Genomic DNA, 16,842 nt, shown 5'->3' with positions numbered 1-16,842 from the left:
TGGTCAGGGAATGTGCTAAAAAGCATTCCCTGACGCACCGCCGCTATGCTAAATCCCTCACTCCTGCCGGTACTCCTGATACACATCCGCCACCTTATCGAAATAGTCTGACAGATAGTTGATGCAGACCTGAACCTTGAGCGGCAGCTTATCTTTCTGCGTATAAACCGCGTAAACCGGACGCGGATCGGACTGATAATGTGCAAACAGAATTTCGATCTTGCCCGCGTTAATCTCTTCTATTACCCACATCAGCGGCACGTAGGCAATCCCCGTTCCGGCCACCAGCCAGCGGATCAGCGTTTGTGAATCGTTGGTAGCGAAGCGGCCCTGAGGTGAAAGCCGAATGGCGAGGCCTTCTGGCGAAGTCAGTTCGAAGTCGTTATCCGGCCTGACGCTATATTCCAGCCAGGAAAAATTACTGATGTCCGAGGGTTTGTCCGGCGTTCCATGCTGCGCCAGATAGCTTTTTGCCGCACAGACCACCATCGGCATGGAACCCAGGCGGCGTGAAAACAGGCTGGAATCGCGCAGGGCGCCTACCCGGATCACCAGGTCCAGTCCGTCGGCAATCAAATCCGGTGCAGGGATGCCGGTGACCAGGTTTACCGTCAGGCCAGGATGCTCTTTGAGCATTTCTGACGTCATGTTTGCCAGCACATTCTGCGCCATAGTGGATGAGCTGCCGATACGCAGCGTGCCGATGGGCGTGTTATTAAACGCGTAAAGCTGTTCATGTACCTGCTGCGCTTCAGACATCATCCGACGGCAGCCCTGAAAGTAGATTTTACCGGCTTCGGTCAGCCCGAGGCTGCGTGTGCTGCGGTTCAGCAGTTTAACCTGCAACTCATCCTCCAGCCGGGCAACAATCTGACTCACGGCGGAGACGCTCATTTGCAGCTGATTGGCCGCTGCGGTAAACGAACCCAACTCGACAACCCGTGCGAAGACGGACATACCTTTCATTCTTTCCATTATTAACTCTGGCTTAAAAGTGATTTAGATCACATTTGGTAGAAAACAGATAGTCAGCCGCGTTACTATAGCATTGCCGGGTTACCATTCCGTAACTCAACTCGCCATTATGCTGGCTCCTGAATACGCTATTATTCATAGAGCGCCGGTGATGATAATCAATCTGACATTATCAACCTGTAAAGCAGAAGCCGCCCTGCAAGGGAGGTGGTTTGTTGCGTTTGACGAGCGGAGCGCCTGGTAAACTGACAAGGATAAGAGATGAGTGTGCTTCCGGTTATTGTGATCTTTGGGCTTTCCTTCCCGCCCATATTCTTTGAAATCATTGTGTCATTGATGCTGTTCTGGCTGGTGCGACGTCTGATCACGCCTACCGGAATCTATGACCTGGTCTGGCATCCTGCATTGTTTAATACAGCTCTCTACTGCTGCCTGTTCTACCTGGTTTCCCGATTGTTTGTCTGAGGTCATAGTGAAAGCGTTAACAAGAAAAATTTCCCGGTTCGCCATTACCATCATTCTGGTCATTATTGCGGTTCTTCTTATCTTCCGTGCCTGGGTGTTCTACACCGAATCCCCCTGGACGCGAGACGCTAAATTTAATGCTGACGTAGTGGCCATTGCGCCAGACGTAAGCGGCCTGATTACCGATGTTCGCGTACGTGACAACCAGCTGGTGAAGAAAGGCCAGGTCCTGTTTGTGGTCGATCAGCCGCGTTATCAGCAGGCGTTGAACCAGGCCGAAGCGGACGTGGCTTATTATCAGGCGCTGGTCAGTGAAAAGCGTCGCGAAGCCACACGCCGTAACCAACTGGGCGTTTCAGCGATGTCCCGTGAGGCTATCGAGCAGGCAAATAATGATTATCAAACCACCGAGCATCAGCTGGCGAAAGCTGTCGCCACGCGTGACACGGCCAAACTGGATCTTGAAAGGACCGTGGTGAAAGCGCCGTCAGACGGCTGGGTGACTAACCTTAACGTTTACGGCGGCGAGTTTATTACCCGCGGATCGACAGCCGTCGCGCTGGTTCAGCAGCATACTTTCTACGTGCTGGCCTATATGGAAGAAACCAAGCTGGACGGCGTGCGTCCGGGTTACCGTGTTGAAATCACGCCGCTGGGCAGCAACCGCGTGCTGCATGGTACCGTCGACAGTATCGCCGCGGGTGTCACCAACAGCAGCAGCACCGTTGACAGCAAAGGTATGGCGACCATCGACTCCAACCTTGAATGGGTGCGTCTGGCACAGCGTGTGCCGGTGCGTATTCATCTGGATCAGCAGCCGGGCAATCTGTATCCATCCGGCACCACGGCGACGGTAATCATCACCGGCGAGAAAGATCGCCAGTCTGGCGAGATGTCACCGATGATGAAGCTGATACATCGTCTGCGCGAGTTCGGCTAAGCCTATGTTGTGGTATCGTCTGCGATTTCCGATCAAGCTCACTTTTGCCATTCTGCTGGCGCTGCTGATCGGTTTTCACTTCAATCTGGAAACGCCTCGCTGGGCGGTAATGACCGCCTGTATCGTCGCAGGCGGTACGGCTTTCGCAGCGGGTGGCGACCCTTTTTCTGGCGCGCTGCGTCATCGCGGCCTGCTGCGTATTGTCGGCACTTTTCTTGGCTGTATTGCCGCGCTGACGATTATGATCGCCACCATTCGCGCGCCCGTCGTGATGCTGCTGCTTTGCTGTCTGTGGGCCGGTTTTTGCGTCTGGCTCTCCTCGCTTATCAAAGTCGAAAACTCCTATGCATTGGGACTTGCAGGCTATACCGCGCTGATTATCGTGGTCAGCGTGGATGCCAACGGTTCTTTGCTGTTGGCACCGCAGTTTGCCGTAGAACGCTGTAGCGAAATTATCATCGGCATCGTTTGCGCCATTCTGGCCGACATGCTGTTTTCACCTCGCTCAATCAAGCAGGATATCGATCGCGCTATCGATGGCCTGCTGGTGGATCACTATAAGCTGATGCAGCTTTGCGTGGCGCATGCCGACAAAGAAGAGGTGGATAAAGCCTGGACCGGTCTGGTACGTCGCACTGCCGCACTGAACGGCATGCGCACCCATCTGATGATGGAATCCGCACGCTGGCAGAACGTTAACCGGCGTTTACAGGCGCTGAACACGCTTTCTCTGACGCTGATTACCCAGGCTTGCGAAACGTTTCTCATCCAGAATACCCGCCAGGAATATGTCCCGCCGCAGTTTCATCTCTTCTTCGAAAAACCGGTCGACAATATTGGTGATATCCACAAGCGGATGAAGATCATGCGGCGGGTCATTACCGCCAGCGGCAGTAAAAATACGCCGGTGACGATCCGTAACTGGGTGGGGGCCGCGTCACGCTATCTGCTGCTGATGAAAGGGATCCACACCAACAGCAGGATCAGCGGGATGGAAGAGGGCGTGCTGGCGGGTGAGCCGGTGGTAAAAATGCGTTCGGCAGAAACGCGTCACGCCTTGATCAACGGGATCCGGACGTTTGTGGCTACCTCCATCGGTTCACTGTTCTGGCTCTGGAGCGGCTGGACTTCAGGCAGTGGCGCAATGGTCATGCTGGCGGTGATTACCGCGCTGGCAATGCGCATGCCGAATCCGTTAATGATGGCGAAAGATTTTCTGTACGGCATGGTGGTCGCTATTCCGCTGGGATCGCTCTATTACATGGTGCTGATGCCCGCGACGCAACAAAGTATGCTGTTGCTCTGTATCATACTGGGCGTGATGGCGTTTATCGGTGGCTTACTGATTCAACGTCGGCAGATTGGCACGCTGGGCGCGCTGGTGGGAACCATCAACATCCTGACGCTGGATAACCCGATGACCTTTAACGTCAGCGCATTTCTGGATAACGCGTTAGGGCAGGCTATTGGTTGTTTCCTGGCCTTGTTGGTCATCCTGTTAGTCCGTGACACGTCGAAAGCACGTATCGGTCGCACGTTGCTGAATCGCTTTATGTATTCGGCGGTGGCGGCGATGACTACCAATCAGGCAAGGCGGCGTGAAAATCATTTGCCCGCGCTTTATCAGCAACTGTTTATGCTGTTGAATATCTTTCCTGGCGATGTGGATAAATTCCGCGTGGCGCTGACGCTGATTGTGGGGCATCAACGTTTACGTGATGCTGAGATCCCGGTTAACAGCGATCTTTCTGCATTCCATAAGCAGCTTCGTCACACTGCCGACCATGTGATTGCGGCAAGAAGCGATGCAAAACGCCGCCACTATTTTGAGCGCTTGCTGACTGAACTGGATATCTATCAGGACAAGCTGCAACGCTACGAAGCGCCACTCGGCGTCACCGAACCGGTACAGCGCCTCGCCCACGTGCTGAAAAAATACCAAAACACGCTGATTCAAATCTGAGTGCCGGGAGTTCAGCCAGCCGTCACAGATTTTTGGCACACTCAAAGCGCGAGGAACAGGGGCCCGGAACAAAGCGGCCTGGGCCATGGACGGCCCAGGCCGAGCTCGCAGGGACGCCGCTTTTTGCGTCTTTGTGGCAGGCTCCTGTTCCTCACGCCAGCACTGTGTCAATAAGCTCACGGCCATCACCAGAGTATCTGCCGCTTTCCTGCGTTTCTCCCGGTCCGTCATCCTGTCGCCATCTATACTTACCCCATCAGGATGGCAAACCGACAGGAGAAAACGATGAACTTATCCTTCCTTCAGGACAACGACTTATTTCAAACCGGCTACTTTGTTAACGGCAATTGGCAGCGCTGCGCCTCAACTTTTGACGTGTTAAATCCCGCCACTGGCGAGACGATTGCTCAGGTTGCCCGTGCAGGCAAACAGGAAACCGAGCAGGCTATTGCGGCGGCTTCAGCCGCGTTTCCCGCCTGGCGAGCGAAAACGGCGAAAGAGCGTAGTGAGATCCTTTATCGCTGGTATCAGCTGATGATTGAGAACAAAGCCTGGCTGGGCAAGCTAATGACCGCTGAACAGGGAAAACCGGTTAAAGAAGCCGAAGGCGAAGTCGAATATGCCGCCAGCTTTATCCAGTGGTTTGCCGAGCAGGCTAAGCGTGCCAATGGTGAAATCATCCCGCCCGCCAAAGCAGGATCGCGCATTCTGGCAACGCGTGAGCCAATTGGCGTCGTTGCCGCTATTACGCCATGGAATTTCCCGATGGCGATGCTGACTCGTAAGCTTGGACCTGCGCTCGCTGCGGGCTGTACCGGCATTATCAAACCTGCCAACAACACCCCGCTTTCCGCTTTCGCTCTGTTAGCCCTGGCGAAAAAGGCAGGGGTGCCTGATGGCGTTCTTAACGCCGTTGCGGGCGATACCAGCGCGATCAGCGATGCGATTATGGCCAGTAAAGCCGTCAGGAAAATTTCCTTCACCGGCTCCACGCAGGTGGGAAAATTGCTGATGCGCAATGCCGCAGAAACGATGAAAAAAGTATCGATGGAGCTTGGCGGCAACGCGCCTTATATCGTTTTTGACGATGCAGATATTGATGCTGCCGTAAAAGGCGCTATCGCTAATAAATTCCGTAATGCGGGTCAGGTCTGCGTTAGCGTGAACCGTTTTTATATCCACGACAGCATTTACGAACGCTTTGTCAGCCAGCTGGCGGAAGAAGTGAGTAAGCTGAAGGTAGGCAACGGCATGGATGACGGTGTCGTGGTTGGGCCGCTGATTGAAGCTTCTGCGGTGGAAAAAGTGGAAGAGCACGTGAAAGATGCGCTGGCTCTTGGTGGCAGGATTGTTACTGGCGGTGCACGCCACGCACTTGGCGGCAACTTCTGGCAACCGACAGTGATCGCCGATGCCAGTGAGAAGATGAAACTGGCAAAAGAAGAAACTTTTGGCCCGGTTGCCGCCTGCTTCCGCTTTGAAGAGGAAGAGGACGTTATCCGACGGGCTAACGATACCGAATTTGGCCTGGCCGCTTACTTTTATACGCAAAACCTGCAACGCGTTTTCCGTGTATCAGCTGCGCTGGAAAGCGGTATGGTTGGCGTCAATGAATGCGCTGTTTCAACCGAGTTAGCACCGTTTGGCGGCGTCAAGGAATCGGGATTAGGTCGTGAAGGATCGGTACTGGGTCTTGAGGAATTTTTAGAAGTGAAAGCCCTGCATATCGGGGGACTGTAACTCACCGGGCGGCCATTGTGTCGTCCACCGTTTGCCCTGTGGAGCGGCCCTATGAGAACAGAGATTTTCGATTTTAACGAAATTGTTGATCAGTCACATTTCTTTCGCCAGTTCAGCGAGCGTTTTGCGCTGGCGGATCGGCTAATAACGGATTTGGATACTTTATGGGATGCGGTGAATGCGTTGCCGCTACCGTTAGAGGTCGCGTTTATTCATTTGGGCACGGGGCAAAGACGCCGCTATGGCGCGCTCATTTTGTTATTTGATGAAGCTGAAGAGGAGCTGGAGGGGCAGCTCCGCTTCAACATTCGATAATGCAGCGGTAAAAAGGGCCCCGGCGAGCGGGGCCAAAGGGTTCGTCAGTGACCGTTTTCGACACGGTCGACGAGGAATTACTTATAAAGCTCTGCGGTGACATGCCAGTTGTTGTCACGACGGGCTTCGACAACTCGATAAGCGCTGGCACCTTGCTCATCTGCTTTTTGCGACAGTTGCTGACGGATATCCATCGGCGCACCGGTCACACCGCTCAGGCTTACCGTTCCCACAGATTGCAGATTCTCTGACTGCTGTGCATCAACTAATTTTGCCGCAGAAGCGCCAAAAGCGATCACAGACAGCAGGCTTAATGCAGCGACAGTTGTTTTGATTTTCATGATGTTATCCTCATTATGCTCAACAACCCGCGGGTTCTACCTGATCAGGTCGTCAATCTTACGTGCAGGCCTTCGCCCGCTCGTCACCGGATTTATTTATACAGTTCTGCAGTCGCGTGGTAGTTGCCGTTAGTGTAGGCCTCAATCACCCGATAGGATGTTGCACCCTGCGCATCGGCTTTTTCAGACAGCTGCTGGCGAATCGTGGTCGGTGCAGCATCGATACCGCTGACGCTGATGGTACCCATGGATTGCAGATTTTGACTGGCAACCTGCTGATCGGTTACCAGGTTAGCGGCGCTGGCGCCGAAGGAAACAGCGGCGGCCAGGCTCAGTACAGCAAGAGATAATGTTTTCATGATAAAACGCTCCAATAGGGGTGGGCGATAACCGAAAGGGCTAAAAAGCATTTATTATTCTTGGGGTTATCGTCTGACAGTCTTACAAAGGTAAAAGGTCGGTTATTTGTACAGTTCTGCGGTCGCATGGTAGTTGCCGTTGTTATAAGCCTCTACGACACGATAGGCCGTTGCGCCCTGAGCTTCCGCTTTCTGGTTCAGTTTGGCGTTGATATCCATCGGTGAACCACTCACGCCGCTCACGCTGATAGTGCCGATGTTTTGCATATTCTGCGCCCGATCGGCGTTGATAGAATCTGCTGCAAAGGCGCCAAATGACAGTGTTGAAAGCAGGCTTACTGCCGCGATGGTAGTTTTAATGTTCATGATATTTTTCCTCGTCGTTTTTTTTATCTAATTTTTGTGTGACTCACATCACGAAAATAAGTATAGATCTAATAACGTAAAAAATTAATAGCATGCTAATAATTTTTTGTTGGGAAACTTAAGCAATAAGCCACCTTTTAATAACCTTAAGTTATAAAAAATGCTTATATCTTGCTCATCTTCTGTTAAATATGTGGAATAACATGCAGATATGTGAATTTAACCATTTGTGCGCTAATTTATGGTTGATCACACTATGAGACGGGAGTGTCTGGTTTGAAACGCCGCTTTTAGGCCGTAAGACTAGTGTATCATGCTGTCCTGGCATCGACAGGGCAATAATAATGTAAAGCTGGCATGCGCCAGCTCTAAGACAGGGTTATGTTTGCAGGGATTTCGTCAGGACGAGCCGTGGCAGGCAGAGGCTGGCTTATAACTCTTGTTCAAACAGCATCAGCACCGAATCACGCAGCTGGCGAATAGTTACGTGACGTGCTGGAGTAATAAAAATAGTGTCATCACCGGCAATGGTCCCGAGAATGCCTTCCGGTTTACCCAGTGAATCCAGCATTCTGGCGATAAGCTGCGCCGCGCCTGGGCTGGTATGAATCACAATCATTGCATCATTGTGATCGATATCTAAAACCAGATTCTTTAGCGGACTGGAGGTGGTCGGCACGCCAAGTTCGGCAGGCAGGCAATAGACCATCTCCATTTTGGCGTTACGGGTACGAACAGCGCCAAACTTGGTCAGCATGCGGGAAATCTTGGATTGATTGATATTGTCAAAGCCCTGTTCTTGCAGTGCAGCGACGATTTCGCCCTGAGAACTGAATTTTTCTTCTTTTAATAAGGCCTTAAACGCCTTAATCAGATCTTCTTGTTTTGATGGATTACGCATAAGGTTTTCGCTAAAAGTCAGGAAACTGGGAAGGCCCGTGATGGGTTATTACATTATTATGCAATTAAGTGAATTTTTATGCAAACAGGAACTTGCTGTTTAAAGCGTGTATTCCCCCGGGCGGCGGCAGTCTAACAAAATTCATCTGCGAAAAAAAATTTTCCGGCGTCTTGATTTGACGCACAAAAAGTGAACGAATTGTTATTAAGTTGATGTAGTTGTGCTAAGTATTAAAGGGGTAATCTGGAATCGGAACGCATCGCCTGTCGGTTAACCATCGCTTCCAGTTATTTATTGATGTTACGCGGTCAAATTTTTCTGCTTCATCGTATACTCTGCGCCTTAGCGCAATTCCGGTGAGTATTATCGCTCAGACCTTCAGGTCATTTTGTGTGTAACCAGATGGATTTCCGGCAATTTATCTGCAAAATAATTAGGAGTTTAGGATGAAAGTTTCAGTTCTCGGCGCAGCTGGCGGTATTGGCCAGGCCCTCGCTCTTCTGCTTAAGACCCAGCTTCCCGCAGGTTCAGAACTCTCTCTGTATGATATTGCTCCTGTTACGCCTGGTGTGGCCGTCGATTTAAGCCACATCCCTACAGCGGTAAAAATTAAAGGCTTTAGTGGTGAAGATGCCACGCCAGCTTTGCAAGGTGCCGACGTCGTGCTGATTTCAGCTGGCGTGGCGCGTAAACCTGGTATGGATCGCTCCGATCTGTTTAACGTCAACGCGGGTATCGTCCGCAACCTGATTGAACAGGTGGCCAGTACATGTCCAAAAGCGCTGATCGGCATTATTACTAACCCGGTAAATACCACGGTAGCCATTGCTGCTGACGTGCTCAAAAAAGCCGGCGTTTATGATAAAAACAAGCTGTTTGGCGTTACCACGCTGGATATTATCCGCTCCAACACCTTTGTTGCGGAACTGAAAGGTAAAAATCCGGCAGAAATTAATGTCCCGGTGATCGGTGGCCATTCCGGCGTGACCATTCTGCCCCTGCTTTCCCAGATCCCTGGCGTGAGTTTTACAGAGCAGGAAGTCGCCGATCTGACCAAGCGTATTCAGAATGCGGGTACGGAAGTGGTAGAGGCAAAAGCCGGTGGCGGATCGGCAACGCTGTCGATGGGCCAGGCGGCGGCCAAATTCGGTCTGTCACTGGTACGGGCGCTGAACGGTGAAAGCAACGTGGTTGAATGTACCTATGTGGAAGGTGACGGCGCGTATGCACGCTTCTTTGCGCAACCGGTGGTGCTGGGTAAAAACGGCGTTGTAGAACGTAAAGCGATCGGCACACTGAGCGCTTTTGAACAGCAGGCGCTGGACAGCATGCTGGATACGCTGAAAAAAGATATTACTCAGGGCGAAGAGTTCGTTAAGTAATCGTGATGGGGCCAGCTGGCCCCATCCTTAATTCCCCGGATATTCCAAAACCGTCACGGGCAGCGTCATTTTGCGATCGCTGCGGATGATCTCGACTTCAATCACCGTACCTGGCCGAATTTCCGCTACCTGATCCATGGTTTCCAGCGCAGAGACCGCCGGTTTATGGTTCACGCTGGTGATCACATCATTGACCTGTAGGCCAGCCTTCGCGGCAGGTCCACCCTGCGCCACATTGGTTACGACAATCCCCTGAACGTGATCGATACCCGGATTCTGTCCATGAACCTGCGGGATTTCACGGCCGCTGATGCCAATAAAGCCACGAATGACCCGGCCGTCGCGAATCAGCTTATCCATAATTTTTGCCGCCAGCGCGGTAGGAATAGCAAAGCCGATGCCTTCAGGCGTTTCACCGTCGTTACTTTTATCAAAAGAAAGCGTGTTAATACCCATCAGTTCGCCCAGAGAATTAATCAGCGCGCCACCGGAGTTGCCTTTGTTGATTGAAGCATCGGTTTGCAGGAAGTTTTGATAACGGGAAGGACTTAACCCAACGCGGCCGGTTGCGCTGATAATTCCCTGCGTAACGGTTTGCCCAATATTGTAAGGATTACCAATCGCCATCACCAAATCGCCGATATGGGCGATCCGTCTGGTATTGATCGGGATAACAGGCAGGCCGGAGGCGGTAATTTTCAGCACGGCCAGGTCGGTCAGGCTATCGGAGCCGACCAGCATGGCTTCAAAAATGCGGCCATCCTGAAGCGCGACAATAATCTGATCGGCATCGTTGATAACGTGCTTGTTGGTCAGAATATAACCGCGACCGTCCATGATGACACCGGAACCGAGGGTGCGAATTTCCAGGTTATCGGCCGACGCGTTAGCGCTGCGATTGTACACATTCACCACCGCAGGCGCGGCACGGCGCACGGCCGGATTGTAGCTAACAGGTGCCTGGTCGGCACTGTCATCTTTGGCCATGATAAAATTGCTGCCGATGCGTAACGCAGGGACAGCAGCCAGCAGTAAGCCCGCCACAACAAGGCCAAGAAGCACTGAACGCAAGAGTTTAGGAAACATGGCTTTATACGCTGAATGAATAAACGTTGGGCAGGATAGCATGAGTTAAGCGGACACGCAGGTGTCCGCATCAGTTTTAGCGTAAAAGCAGGTAGATACTCTCATTATTGCGGATGATGTTCAGCGCCAGCAACGTCGGTTTTGCCGCCAGCAGTTTGCGCAGTTCAGCCAGGTTCTCCACGCGGCTACGGTTCAGCCCAACAATGACGTCGCCTTTTTGCAGGCCAAACTGTTCGGCCGGCGTTGATTTCTCCACGCTGTCCACGTTGACGCCTTTAGTGCCGTCTTTCGCTGCGCCATCGCTCAGGGTGGCACCTTGCAGAGCAGGCGTCAGCAATTCAGCGCTGGCGGTCGTCTGGCTGCTGGTATCCAGCTTGACGGCGAGCGTCTGTGGCTTGCCTTCACGCAGCAATCCAACCTTCACCTCTTTGCCTGGGGCAGTGGTGCCGATTTTGACTCTCAGCGCCGCAAAGCTATCAATCGGTTTACCATCCAGCATGGTAATGATGTCGCCCGCTTTAATACCGGCTTTCGCTGCGGCTGAGCCTGGTAAAACCTCGTTAACGAAGGCGCCGCGCTGAGCCTCAACGTTAAAAGCTTTCGCCATTTCAGAGGTCATTTCTGTCCCTCTGATCCCCAACTGGCCGCGCTTCACTTCGCCAAAGTCGATGAGCTGCTGCGCAAGATTCATTGCCATGTTCGCCGGGATGGCGAAGCCAATACCGATATTGCCGCCCGCTGAGGAAAGAATGGCGGTGTTGATGCCAATTAATTCCCCGTTCAGGTTCACCAGCGCGCCGCCGGAGTTACCGCGGTTAATCGCCGCATCGGTCTGGATAAAGTTTTCCAGACCTTCAAGATTCAAACCGCTACGGCCCAGCGCTGAGATAATCCCGGATGTCGCCGTCTGCCCAAGCCCGAACGGATTACCGATCGCAACGGCAAAATCGCCCACCTTCAGCTGGTCAGAGTCGGCAACGTTGACCTGGGTAAGGCCTTTCGCGCCGGGGATCTGAATAAGCGCAATATCGGTCTGTTCGTCGTGTCCAATCAGTTTGGCGTCAAATTCGCGGCCGTCGCTCAGCTGCACGCTAATTTTGTTCGCGCCGTTAACGACGTGATTATTCGTCAGTACATAGCCTTTTTCAGCGTTAATCACCACGCCGGAAGCCAAACCTTCAAACGGCTGCGGCTGTTCGTTGCCTTGATCCTGCTGACCAAAAAAGCGTTTCAGCGGCTCAGGGATTTCCTGCGCCTGCGTCTGGGTACCTTCAACATGCACGCTCACAACCGCAGGCAGGACTTTTTCCAGCATAGGGGCAAGGCTGGGGACGGCCTGTCCCTGAATTTGTGCCGGAAGCGTAGCTAACGCCTGCGGGGCAAGACTCATACCAATACTCAAGGCTAATGCACTTAACAGTAAGGATTTTTTCTTCATCGCAAACGTTCTCGCTACCAGGAAAGGAAAGGTTACTCAGTGGTTAGTACTGCTACGCAGTCATTTTAACAAATCGTCAGAATTCAGGCAGCAAAAAGGGCGCATAGCGCCCTTAAGTCTGATTATTTTTCGTGAGTCGCACGGTCGCTGCGAAGCAGGCCGGTCGCTGAATCAGGATAATCACGCGGCATCTGTACCGGTGACTGGTCGTTGTCAGCTTCAGATTCGGTCAGCTGATAAGCGAAAGGATTTTTTTCGCCCGGCAGATTAGGCAGCAGGTCATTAGAGCCTTTTGCCATATGTTGATAAAGCTGGCGATAGTCGCGCGCCATGTTATCCAGCAGCTCAGCGCTTTGCGCGAAGTGACTGGTCAGCTCTTCACGATAATCGGCCAGTTCAGCCTTTGTTTTTTCCAGTTCATACTGCTGGCTACGCTGTTCCCGCAGTTTTTTATTACCAAAACGCATGGCCAGAGCGCCGATAATTAACCCAACTACCAACCCAATAAGCGCGTATTCCCAGGTCATAATAACTCCCGTGTTGTCTTCTGTTGTTCCGTAGTAACGTCCGGCTGTTGCCGATTCATTACCCGTCACTATAACCGCTAATCTTACGGAAGTGGAATCCTGAGGCTGCATCGCTTAGTGTAGAACGAGCTTTTTTTCGACAATCAACAGCCTGACGCACCAAATATTTCAGGGAATGTGAATCTATGCAAACGAAGTCACCTGTGCAGCGCTATCAGCAGGCACTGGAAAATGGGTCGTTCCGGCCGGATGATATTCAACGTGAAGCAATAACCCGTCTGGACGGGATTTATCAGGCGCTAACCCGCGCCAGCCCGGAGGCGGAACCGCCTGCAAAAGGGCTGTTTGGCAAGCTGAATAAGCTGATGGGAAAGAGTAAAAACGCGTCGTTAACACCGGTTCGCGGGCTCTATATGTGGGGCGGCGTAGGGCGAGGAAAAACCTGGCTGATGGATATGTTTTTTCAGGCAATTCCTGGCGAGCGTAAGCAGCGATTGCACTTCCATCGTTTTATGCTGCGCGTGCATCAGGAACTCACGGGCCTGCAAGGACAAAGCGATCCGCTACAAATTGTCGCCGATCGTTTCAAAAGCGAAACTGACCTGTTGTGCTTTGATGAATTCTTTGTCTCTGATATTACCGATGCGATGCTGCTGGGTACCTTGATGGAAGCATTGTTTGCCCGTGGAATTACTCTGGTCGCCACTTCCAATATTCCACCGGACGAGCTTTATCGCAACGGCCTCCAGCGCGCACGCTTCCTGCCGGCCATTGAAATGATTAAACAGCACTGCGACATCATGAATGTTGATGCCGGAATTGACTATCGTTTGCGTACGTTGACCTCTGCCCACCTGTGGAAAGTGCCGCTAAACGACGAGACGACGCAGGAGATGGATCGTCTGTTTATTGCGCTTTCAGGTGAAAGCCGCACAGAAAAACCGGTTCTCGACATTAATCATCGTAAAATGCCGACGCTGGGCGTGGCGGATGGGGTAGTCGCCATGGATTTCCTGACGCTGTGCGGCGAAGGACGCAGCCAGCACGATTACATTGAACTGTCGCGCCGCTTCCACAGCGTGCTGCTGTTTAACGTGCCGGTGATGATTTATAAAACGGAAGATCAGGCCCGGCGTTTTCTGGCGCTGGTCGATGAGTTTTACGAGCGGCACGTTAAGCTGGTAGTCTCTGCGGAGGCCTCGCTGTTTGAGATCTACCAGGGCGCGCGACTGAAGTTTGAATATCAGCGCTGCGTCTCGCGTCTCCAGGAGATGCAAAGCGAGGAGTACCTGAAGCTGTCGCATCTGCCCTGAGACAAGAAAATTCAGGGCAGCAGGGCGCATTTAATTGTAAAAAGGGGTCGCGCTTTGCGGGCGACTTCTCTATAATCTTGCGACCCCACGTTACAGCAAAGGTTTTTTTCCCAAAACTCTTTGTGTTCCAGTAACTCTATCCGAAGGGGTGGGCTTGCTGGTCGAGATGGTCGTGTGAGCCTCAACCGTTTATTCAAGCGTTTGGGATTTCACCAACGTGTAACTTAATTTGGGTAAGCTTTTAGATGAAAACTTTTACAGCTAAGCCAGAGTCCGTCCAACGTGACTGGTATGTTGTTGACGCGACAGGCAAAACTTTAGGTCGTTTAGCGACCGAATTGGCCCGTCGTCTGCGCGGTAAGCACAAAGCGGAATACACTCCGCACGTTGATACCGGTGATTACATTATCGTTCTGAACGCTGAGAAAGTTGCCGTAACCGGTAACAAGCGTACTGATAAGATTTACTATCATCACACTGGCCACATCGGTGGTATCAAGCAAGCGACCTTCGAAGAGATGATTGCTCGCCGTCCTGAGCGTGTGATTGAAATCGCGGTTAAAGGCATGCTGCCAAAGGGCCCGCTGGGTCGTGCTATGTACCGTAAACTGAAAGTTTACGCGGGCAACGAGCACAACCATGCGGCACAGCAACCGCAAGTTCTTGACATTTAATCGGGATTACAGGCAATGGCTGAGAATCAAAACTACGGCACTGGTCGCCGCAAAAGCTCTACCGCTCGCGTATTTATCAAGCCGGGCAGTGGTAACATCGTAATCAACCAGCGTTCTCTGGAACAGTACTTCGGTCGCGAAACTGCCCGCATGGTAGTTCGCCAGCCGCTGGAACTGCTGGATCTGGTTGGTAAATTCGATCTGTACGTCACCGTTAAAGGTGGTGGTATTTCTGGTCAGGCTGGTGCGATCCGTCACGGTATCACCCGCGCTCTGATGGAATACGACGAGTCACTGCGTGGCGAACTGCGTAAAGCTGGCTTCGTTACTCGTGATGCGCGTCAGGTTGAACGTAAGAAAGTCGGTCTGCGTAAAGCACGTCGCCGTCCACAGTTCTCCAAACGTTAATTTACTCTGCTTCGGCAGCGTCAATTATCGAAAAACCCGGTGCTTGCACCGGGTTTTTTTCTTGCCTTTTTTCTTACCACAGCAACAAAACGCGACGGGCTTTCGCATTTTCCCGTCAAATCCTTATTCCTGCCCCCACAAGCTGTCTGAAATCTGATAAACTGTGTGTCACTTTGTGCCCATTAGCAGGGCGGTGATGCAGGTGTACCTGACCAGGTTTGCTTTGGCTTTGTCGCTGCTACTGGCTTTTTATTAAGCAGGTTGTTCGCCGCGTGGCGGGCTTGCGCAGTAATTTTCTGGATAAACTTGGAGGTTTACATGGCTGTCGCTGCCAACAAACGTTCGGTAATGACGCTGTTTTCTGGTCCGTCTGATATTTTTAGCCATCAGGTACGTATCGTGCTGGCGGAAAAAGGTGTCAGCGTAGAGATCGAGCAGGTAGAAATGGATAGCCTGCCCCAGGATCTGATTGACCTCAATCCGTACCGTACTGTCCCGACGCTGGTCGATCGCGAACTGACACTGTACGAATCTCGTATCATCATGGAATACCTTGATGAGCGCTTCCCGCATCCGCCATTAATGCCTGTTTACCCGGTTGCTCGCGGTGAAAGCCGTCTGATGATGCACCGTGTTGAGCAGGACTGGTACAGCCTGATGCGTAAAGTTGAGAACGGTACGGCGCAGGAAGCAGAAGCTGCACGCAAGCAACTGCGTGAAGAGCTGCTGGCAATCGCTCCGCTGTTTTCCCGTACGCCGTTCTTCATGAGCGAAGAGTTCAGCCTGGTAGATTGCTACCTGGCACCGCTGCTGTGGCGTCTGCCGCAGATGGGCATTGAACTGATTGGCGCAGGTTCTAAAGAGCTGAAAGGCTATATGACGCGCGTCTTTGAGCGTGATTCCTTCCTCGCTTCCCTGACGGAAGCGGAACGTGAAATGCGCCTGCATACGCGGGGCTGATTACCATGGAAATGTCGCAATTAACCGCTCGTCGTCCTTATCTGTTACGGGCATTTTATGACTGGCTGTTAGATAACCAATTGACGCCACACCTGGTGGTCGATATCAATCTGCCGGGTGTGATGGTGCCGCTTGAGTACGCACGCGATGGGCAGATCGTTCTGAATATCGCGCCACGTGCCGTCGGCAACCTGGAACTCGGTAACGATGAGGTGACGTTTAACGCCCGCTTTGGTGGTGTACCTCGTCAGGTTACCGTTCCGCTTGCAGCGGTAATGGCTATCTACGCGCGTGAAAACGGTGCGGGCACTATGTTTGAGCCTGAACCAGTCTATGAAGCTGCCGGGGAATACAATCCCGCAGACCAGGATGAATCACCCGAAACGGTGATGTCAGTGATTGATGGCGATCGCCCTGATGACAGCGAGCAGAGCGATGATGATAATCCTGACGACCCGCCGCCACGCGGTGGACGTCCGGCATTACGCGTCGTGAAATAGTGCTAAAAACCAGTCCAGCCAACGGGCTGGTTTTTTTTTGCCTGCGATAAATCTTCCGGCGCTAAAATTAGCGGGGAGGCTGTCCGGTAACGCTATTTAATCAGGAAATATCTTTATTATATATTGGCCGTTTTTGGTTACTTTAAGGTTTTTGAATAATTATAGCGTCCGAAATTGTCAGTAAAATTA

The 16,842-nt window shown here is 52.2% G+C and carries 19 protein-coding genes; 11 read left to right on the top strand and 8 right to left on the bottom strand.

The genetic code is table 11. The features are described from left to right. Positions 1-57: 57 nt before the first annotated feature. Entirely contained in the window at positions 58-975 is a 918-nt protein-coding gene (aaeR, locus tag AAGQ96_RS19260) for an HTH-type transcriptional activator AaeR (protein ID WP_147200039.1), read from the bottom strand. A gap of 261 nt (positions 976-1,236) precedes the next feature. Here aaeR and aaeX point away from each other — a divergent pair, with 261 nt between their 5' ends. The 5 genes from aaeX (at position 1,237) to AAGQ96_RS19235 (ending at position 6,398) form a co-directional block, all read left to right on the top strand. After that, positions 1,237-1,440: a p-hydroxybenzoic acid efflux pump operon protein AaeX gene (aaeX, locus tag AAGQ96_RS19255; RefSeq protein WP_024966634.1), complete on the top strand. Its 204-nt coding sequence runs from the start codon at positions 1,237-1,239 to the stop codon at positions 1,438-1,440. A 7-nt stretch (positions 1,441-1,447) separates the two neighbouring features. Then, the gene (aaeA, locus tag AAGQ96_RS19250) at positions 1,448-2,380 is read left to right on the top strand and encodes a p-hydroxybenzoic acid efflux pump subunit AaeA (protein ID WP_147200038.1); all 933 of its coding nucleotides are present in this window, start codon (positions 1,448-1,450) and stop codon (positions 2,378-2,380) included. Between the two features lie 4 nt (positions 2,381-2,384). After that, on the top strand, positions 2,385-4,343 hold the full coding sequence (gene aaeB / locus AAGQ96_RS19245; protein ID WP_342754352.1) for a p-hydroxybenzoic acid efflux pump subunit AaeB: 1,959 nt from the start codon (positions 2,385-2,387) through the stop codon (positions 4,341-4,343). A gap of 285 nt (positions 4,344-4,628) precedes the next feature. Continuing rightward, complete coding sequence (locus tag AAGQ96_RS19240; protein ID WP_342754351.1) at positions 4,629-6,083, top strand: NAD-dependent succinate-semialdehyde dehydrogenase; 1,455 nt, start codon at positions 4,629-4,631, stop codon at positions 6,081-6,083. Between the two features lie 51 nt (positions 6,084-6,134). After that, positions 6,135-6,398 (top strand): hypothetical protein, encoded by a 264-nt coding sequence (locus AAGQ96_RS19235; RefSeq protein ID WP_342754350.1) that lies wholly within the window; start codon positions 6,135-6,137, stop codon positions 6,396-6,398. A 77-nt stretch (positions 6,399-6,475) separates the two neighbouring features. On the opposite strand, the gene yhcN (AAGQ96_RS19230) is transcribed toward AAGQ96_RS19235, so the two are convergent. The 4 genes from yhcN (AAGQ96_RS19230) to argR all read right to left on the bottom strand — a co-directional run bounded on the left by yhcN (AAGQ96_RS19230) (position 6,476) and on the right by argR (position 8,365). After that, entirely contained in the window at positions 6,476-6,739 is a 264-nt protein-coding gene (gene yhcN, locus AAGQ96_RS19230) for a peroxide/acid stress response protein YhcN (RefSeq protein ID WP_147200034.1), read from the bottom strand. 92 nt (positions 6,740-6,831) lie between these two features. Next, positions 6,832-7,098, bottom strand: a complete 267-nt coding sequence (gene yhcN, locus AAGQ96_RS19225; RefSeq protein WP_147200033.1) for a peroxide/acid stress response protein YhcN — start codon at positions 7,096-7,098, stop codon at positions 6,832-6,834. A 102-nt stretch (positions 7,099-7,200) separates the two neighbouring features. Further along, complete coding sequence (yhcN, locus tag AAGQ96_RS19220) at positions 7,201-7,464, bottom strand: peroxide/acid stress response protein YhcN (RefSeq protein WP_147200032.1); 264 nt, start codon at positions 7,462-7,464, stop codon at positions 7,201-7,203. Positions 7,465-7,894: 430 nt separating this feature from the next. Continuing rightward, complete coding sequence (argR, locus tag AAGQ96_RS19215; RefSeq protein WP_147200031.1) at positions 7,895-8,365, bottom strand: transcriptional regulator ArgR; 471 nt, start codon at positions 8,363-8,365, stop codon at positions 7,895-7,897. A gap of 446 nt (positions 8,366-8,811) precedes the next feature. Here argR and mdh point away from each other — a divergent pair, with 446 nt between their 5' ends. Next, positions 8,812-9,747 (top strand): malate dehydrogenase, encoded by a 936-nt coding sequence (mdh, locus tag AAGQ96_RS19210; protein WP_147200030.1) that lies wholly within the window; start codon positions 8,812-8,814, stop codon positions 9,745-9,747. A 27-nt stretch (positions 9,748-9,774) separates the two neighbouring features. Here mdh and degS read toward each other — a convergent pair whose 3' ends face one another. The 3 genes from degS to zapG all read right to left on the bottom strand — a co-directional run bounded on the left by degS (position 9,775) and on the right by zapG (position 12,798). Then, positions 9,775-10,833 (bottom strand): outer membrane-stress sensor serine endopeptidase DegS, encoded by a 1,059-nt coding sequence (gene degS, locus AAGQ96_RS19205; protein ID WP_147200029.1) that lies wholly within the window; start codon positions 10,831-10,833, stop codon positions 9,775-9,777. 76 nt (positions 10,834-10,909) lie between these two features. Beyond that, positions 10,910-12,271, bottom strand: a complete 1,362-nt coding sequence (gene degQ / locus AAGQ96_RS19200) for a serine endoprotease DegQ (RefSeq protein WP_147200028.1) — start codon at positions 12,269-12,271, stop codon at positions 10,910-10,912. 122 nt (positions 12,272-12,393) lie between these two features. After that, on the bottom strand, positions 12,394-12,798 hold the full coding sequence (gene zapG, locus AAGQ96_RS19195; RefSeq protein ID WP_147200027.1) for a Z-ring associated protein ZapG: 405 nt from the start codon (positions 12,796-12,798) through the stop codon (positions 12,394-12,396). A 185-nt stretch (positions 12,799-12,983) separates the two neighbouring features. On the opposite strand from zapG, the gene zapE reads away from it, so the two are divergent. From zapE to sspB, 5 genes are all read left to right on the top strand, one after another. Continuing rightward, positions 12,984-14,111: a cell division protein ZapE gene (zapE, locus tag AAGQ96_RS19190; RefSeq protein ID WP_147200026.1), complete on the top strand. Its 1,128-nt coding sequence runs from the start codon at positions 12,984-12,986 to the stop codon at positions 14,109-14,111. A gap of 245 nt (positions 14,112-14,356) precedes the next feature. After that, positions 14,357-14,785, top strand: coding sequence for a 50S ribosomal protein L13 (gene rplM, locus AAGQ96_RS19185; protein WP_147200025.1), 429 nt, complete (start codon positions 14,357-14,359; stop codon positions 14,783-14,785). Between the two features lie 15 nt (positions 14,786-14,800). After that, positions 14,801-15,193, top strand: coding sequence for a 30S ribosomal protein S9 (gene rpsI, locus AAGQ96_RS19180; protein WP_125287074.1), 393 nt, complete (start codon positions 14,801-14,803; stop codon positions 15,191-15,193). A gap of 318 nt (positions 15,194-15,511) precedes the next feature. Further along, a complete protein-coding gene (gene sspA, locus AAGQ96_RS19175; protein WP_147200024.1) occupies positions 15,512-16,153 on the top strand; it encodes a stringent starvation protein SspA in 642 nt (213 codons plus the stop codon). Between the two features lie 5 nt (positions 16,154-16,158). Beyond that, positions 16,159-16,653 carry a ClpXP protease specificity-enhancing factor gene (sspB, locus tag AAGQ96_RS19170; RefSeq protein WP_147200023.1) on the top strand — a complete coding sequence of 165 codons (495 nt, stop codon included), beginning with the start codon at positions 16,159-16,161 and terminating at the stop codon, positions 16,651-16,653. Positions 16,654-16,842 lie beyond the last annotated feature (189 nt).

It is taken from the genome of Pantoea sp. MBD-2R (genome assembly GCF_039134845.1).
Taxonomy (GTDB): Bacteria; Pseudomonadota; Gammaproteobacteria; order Enterobacterales; family Enterobacteriaceae; genus Erwinia.
The sequence above is the reverse complement of the archived record's forward strand: the minus strand, read 5'-3'. Positions and strand labels throughout refer to the sequence as shown.

Bases quoted from the DNA above. Each gene is read 5' to 3' on its own strand.
- rpsI (WP_125287074.1), top strand. From the start codon at position 14,801: ATGGCTGAGAATCAAAACTACGGCACTGGTCGCCGCAAAAGCTCTACC.
- yhcN (WP_147200034.1), bottom strand. From the start codon at position 6,739: ATGAAAATCAAAACAACTGTCGCTGCATTAAGCCTGCTGTCTGTGATC.
- yhcN (WP_147200032.1), bottom strand. From the start codon at position 7,464: ATGAACATTAAAACTACCATCGCGGCAGTAAGCCTGCTTTCAACACTG.
- argR (WP_147200031.1), bottom strand. From the start codon at position 8,365: ATGCGTAATCCATCAAAACAAGAAGATCTGATTAAGGCGTTTAAGGCC.
- degQ (WP_147200028.1), bottom strand. From the start codon at position 12,271: ATGAAGAAAAAATCCTTACTGTTAAGTGCATTAGCCTTGAGTATTGGT.
- AAGQ96_RS19235 (WP_342754350.1), top strand. From the start codon at position 6,135: ATGAGAACAGAGATTTTCGATTTTAACGAAATTGTTGATCAGTCACAT.
- sspB (WP_147200023.1), top strand. From the start codon at position 16,159: ATGGAAATGTCGCAATTAACCGCTCGTCGTCCTTATCTGTTACGGGCA.
- aaeB (WP_342754352.1), top strand. From the start codon at position 2,385: ATGTTGTGGTATCGTCTGCGATTTCCGATCAAGCTCACTTTTGCCATT.
- zapE (WP_147200026.1), top strand. From the start codon at position 12,984: ATGCAAACGAAGTCACCTGTGCAGCGCTATCAGCAGGCACTGGAAAAT.
- zapG (WP_147200027.1), bottom strand. From the start codon at position 12,798: ATGACCTGGGAATACGCGCTTATTGGGTTGGTAGTTGGGTTAATTATC.
- rplM (WP_147200025.1), top strand. From the start codon at position 14,357: ATGAAAACTTTTACAGCTAAGCCAGAGTCCGTCCAACGTGACTGGTAT.
- yhcN (WP_147200033.1), bottom strand. From the start codon at position 7,098: ATGAAAACATTATCTCTTGCTGTACTGAGCCTGGCCGCCGCTGTTTCC.
- sspA (WP_147200024.1), top strand. From the start codon at position 15,512: ATGGCTGTCGCTGCCAACAAACGTTCGGTAATGACGCTGTTTTCTGGT.
- AAGQ96_RS19240 (WP_342754351.1), top strand. From the start codon at position 4,629: ATGAACTTATCCTTCCTTCAGGACAACGACTTATTTCAAACCGGCTAC.
- aaeX (WP_024966634.1), top strand. From the start codon at position 1,237: ATGAGTGTGCTTCCGGTTATTGTGATCTTTGGGCTTTCCTTCCCGCCC.
- aaeR (WP_147200039.1), bottom strand. From the start codon at position 975: ATGGAAAGAATGAAAGGTATGTCCGTCTTCGCACGGGTTGTCGAGTTG.
- mdh (WP_147200030.1), top strand. From the start codon at position 8,812: ATGAAAGTTTCAGTTCTCGGCGCAGCTGGCGGTATTGGCCAGGCCCTC.
- degS (WP_147200029.1), bottom strand. From the start codon at position 10,833: ATGTTTCCTAAACTCTTGCGTTCAGTGCTTCTTGGCCTTGTTGTGGCG.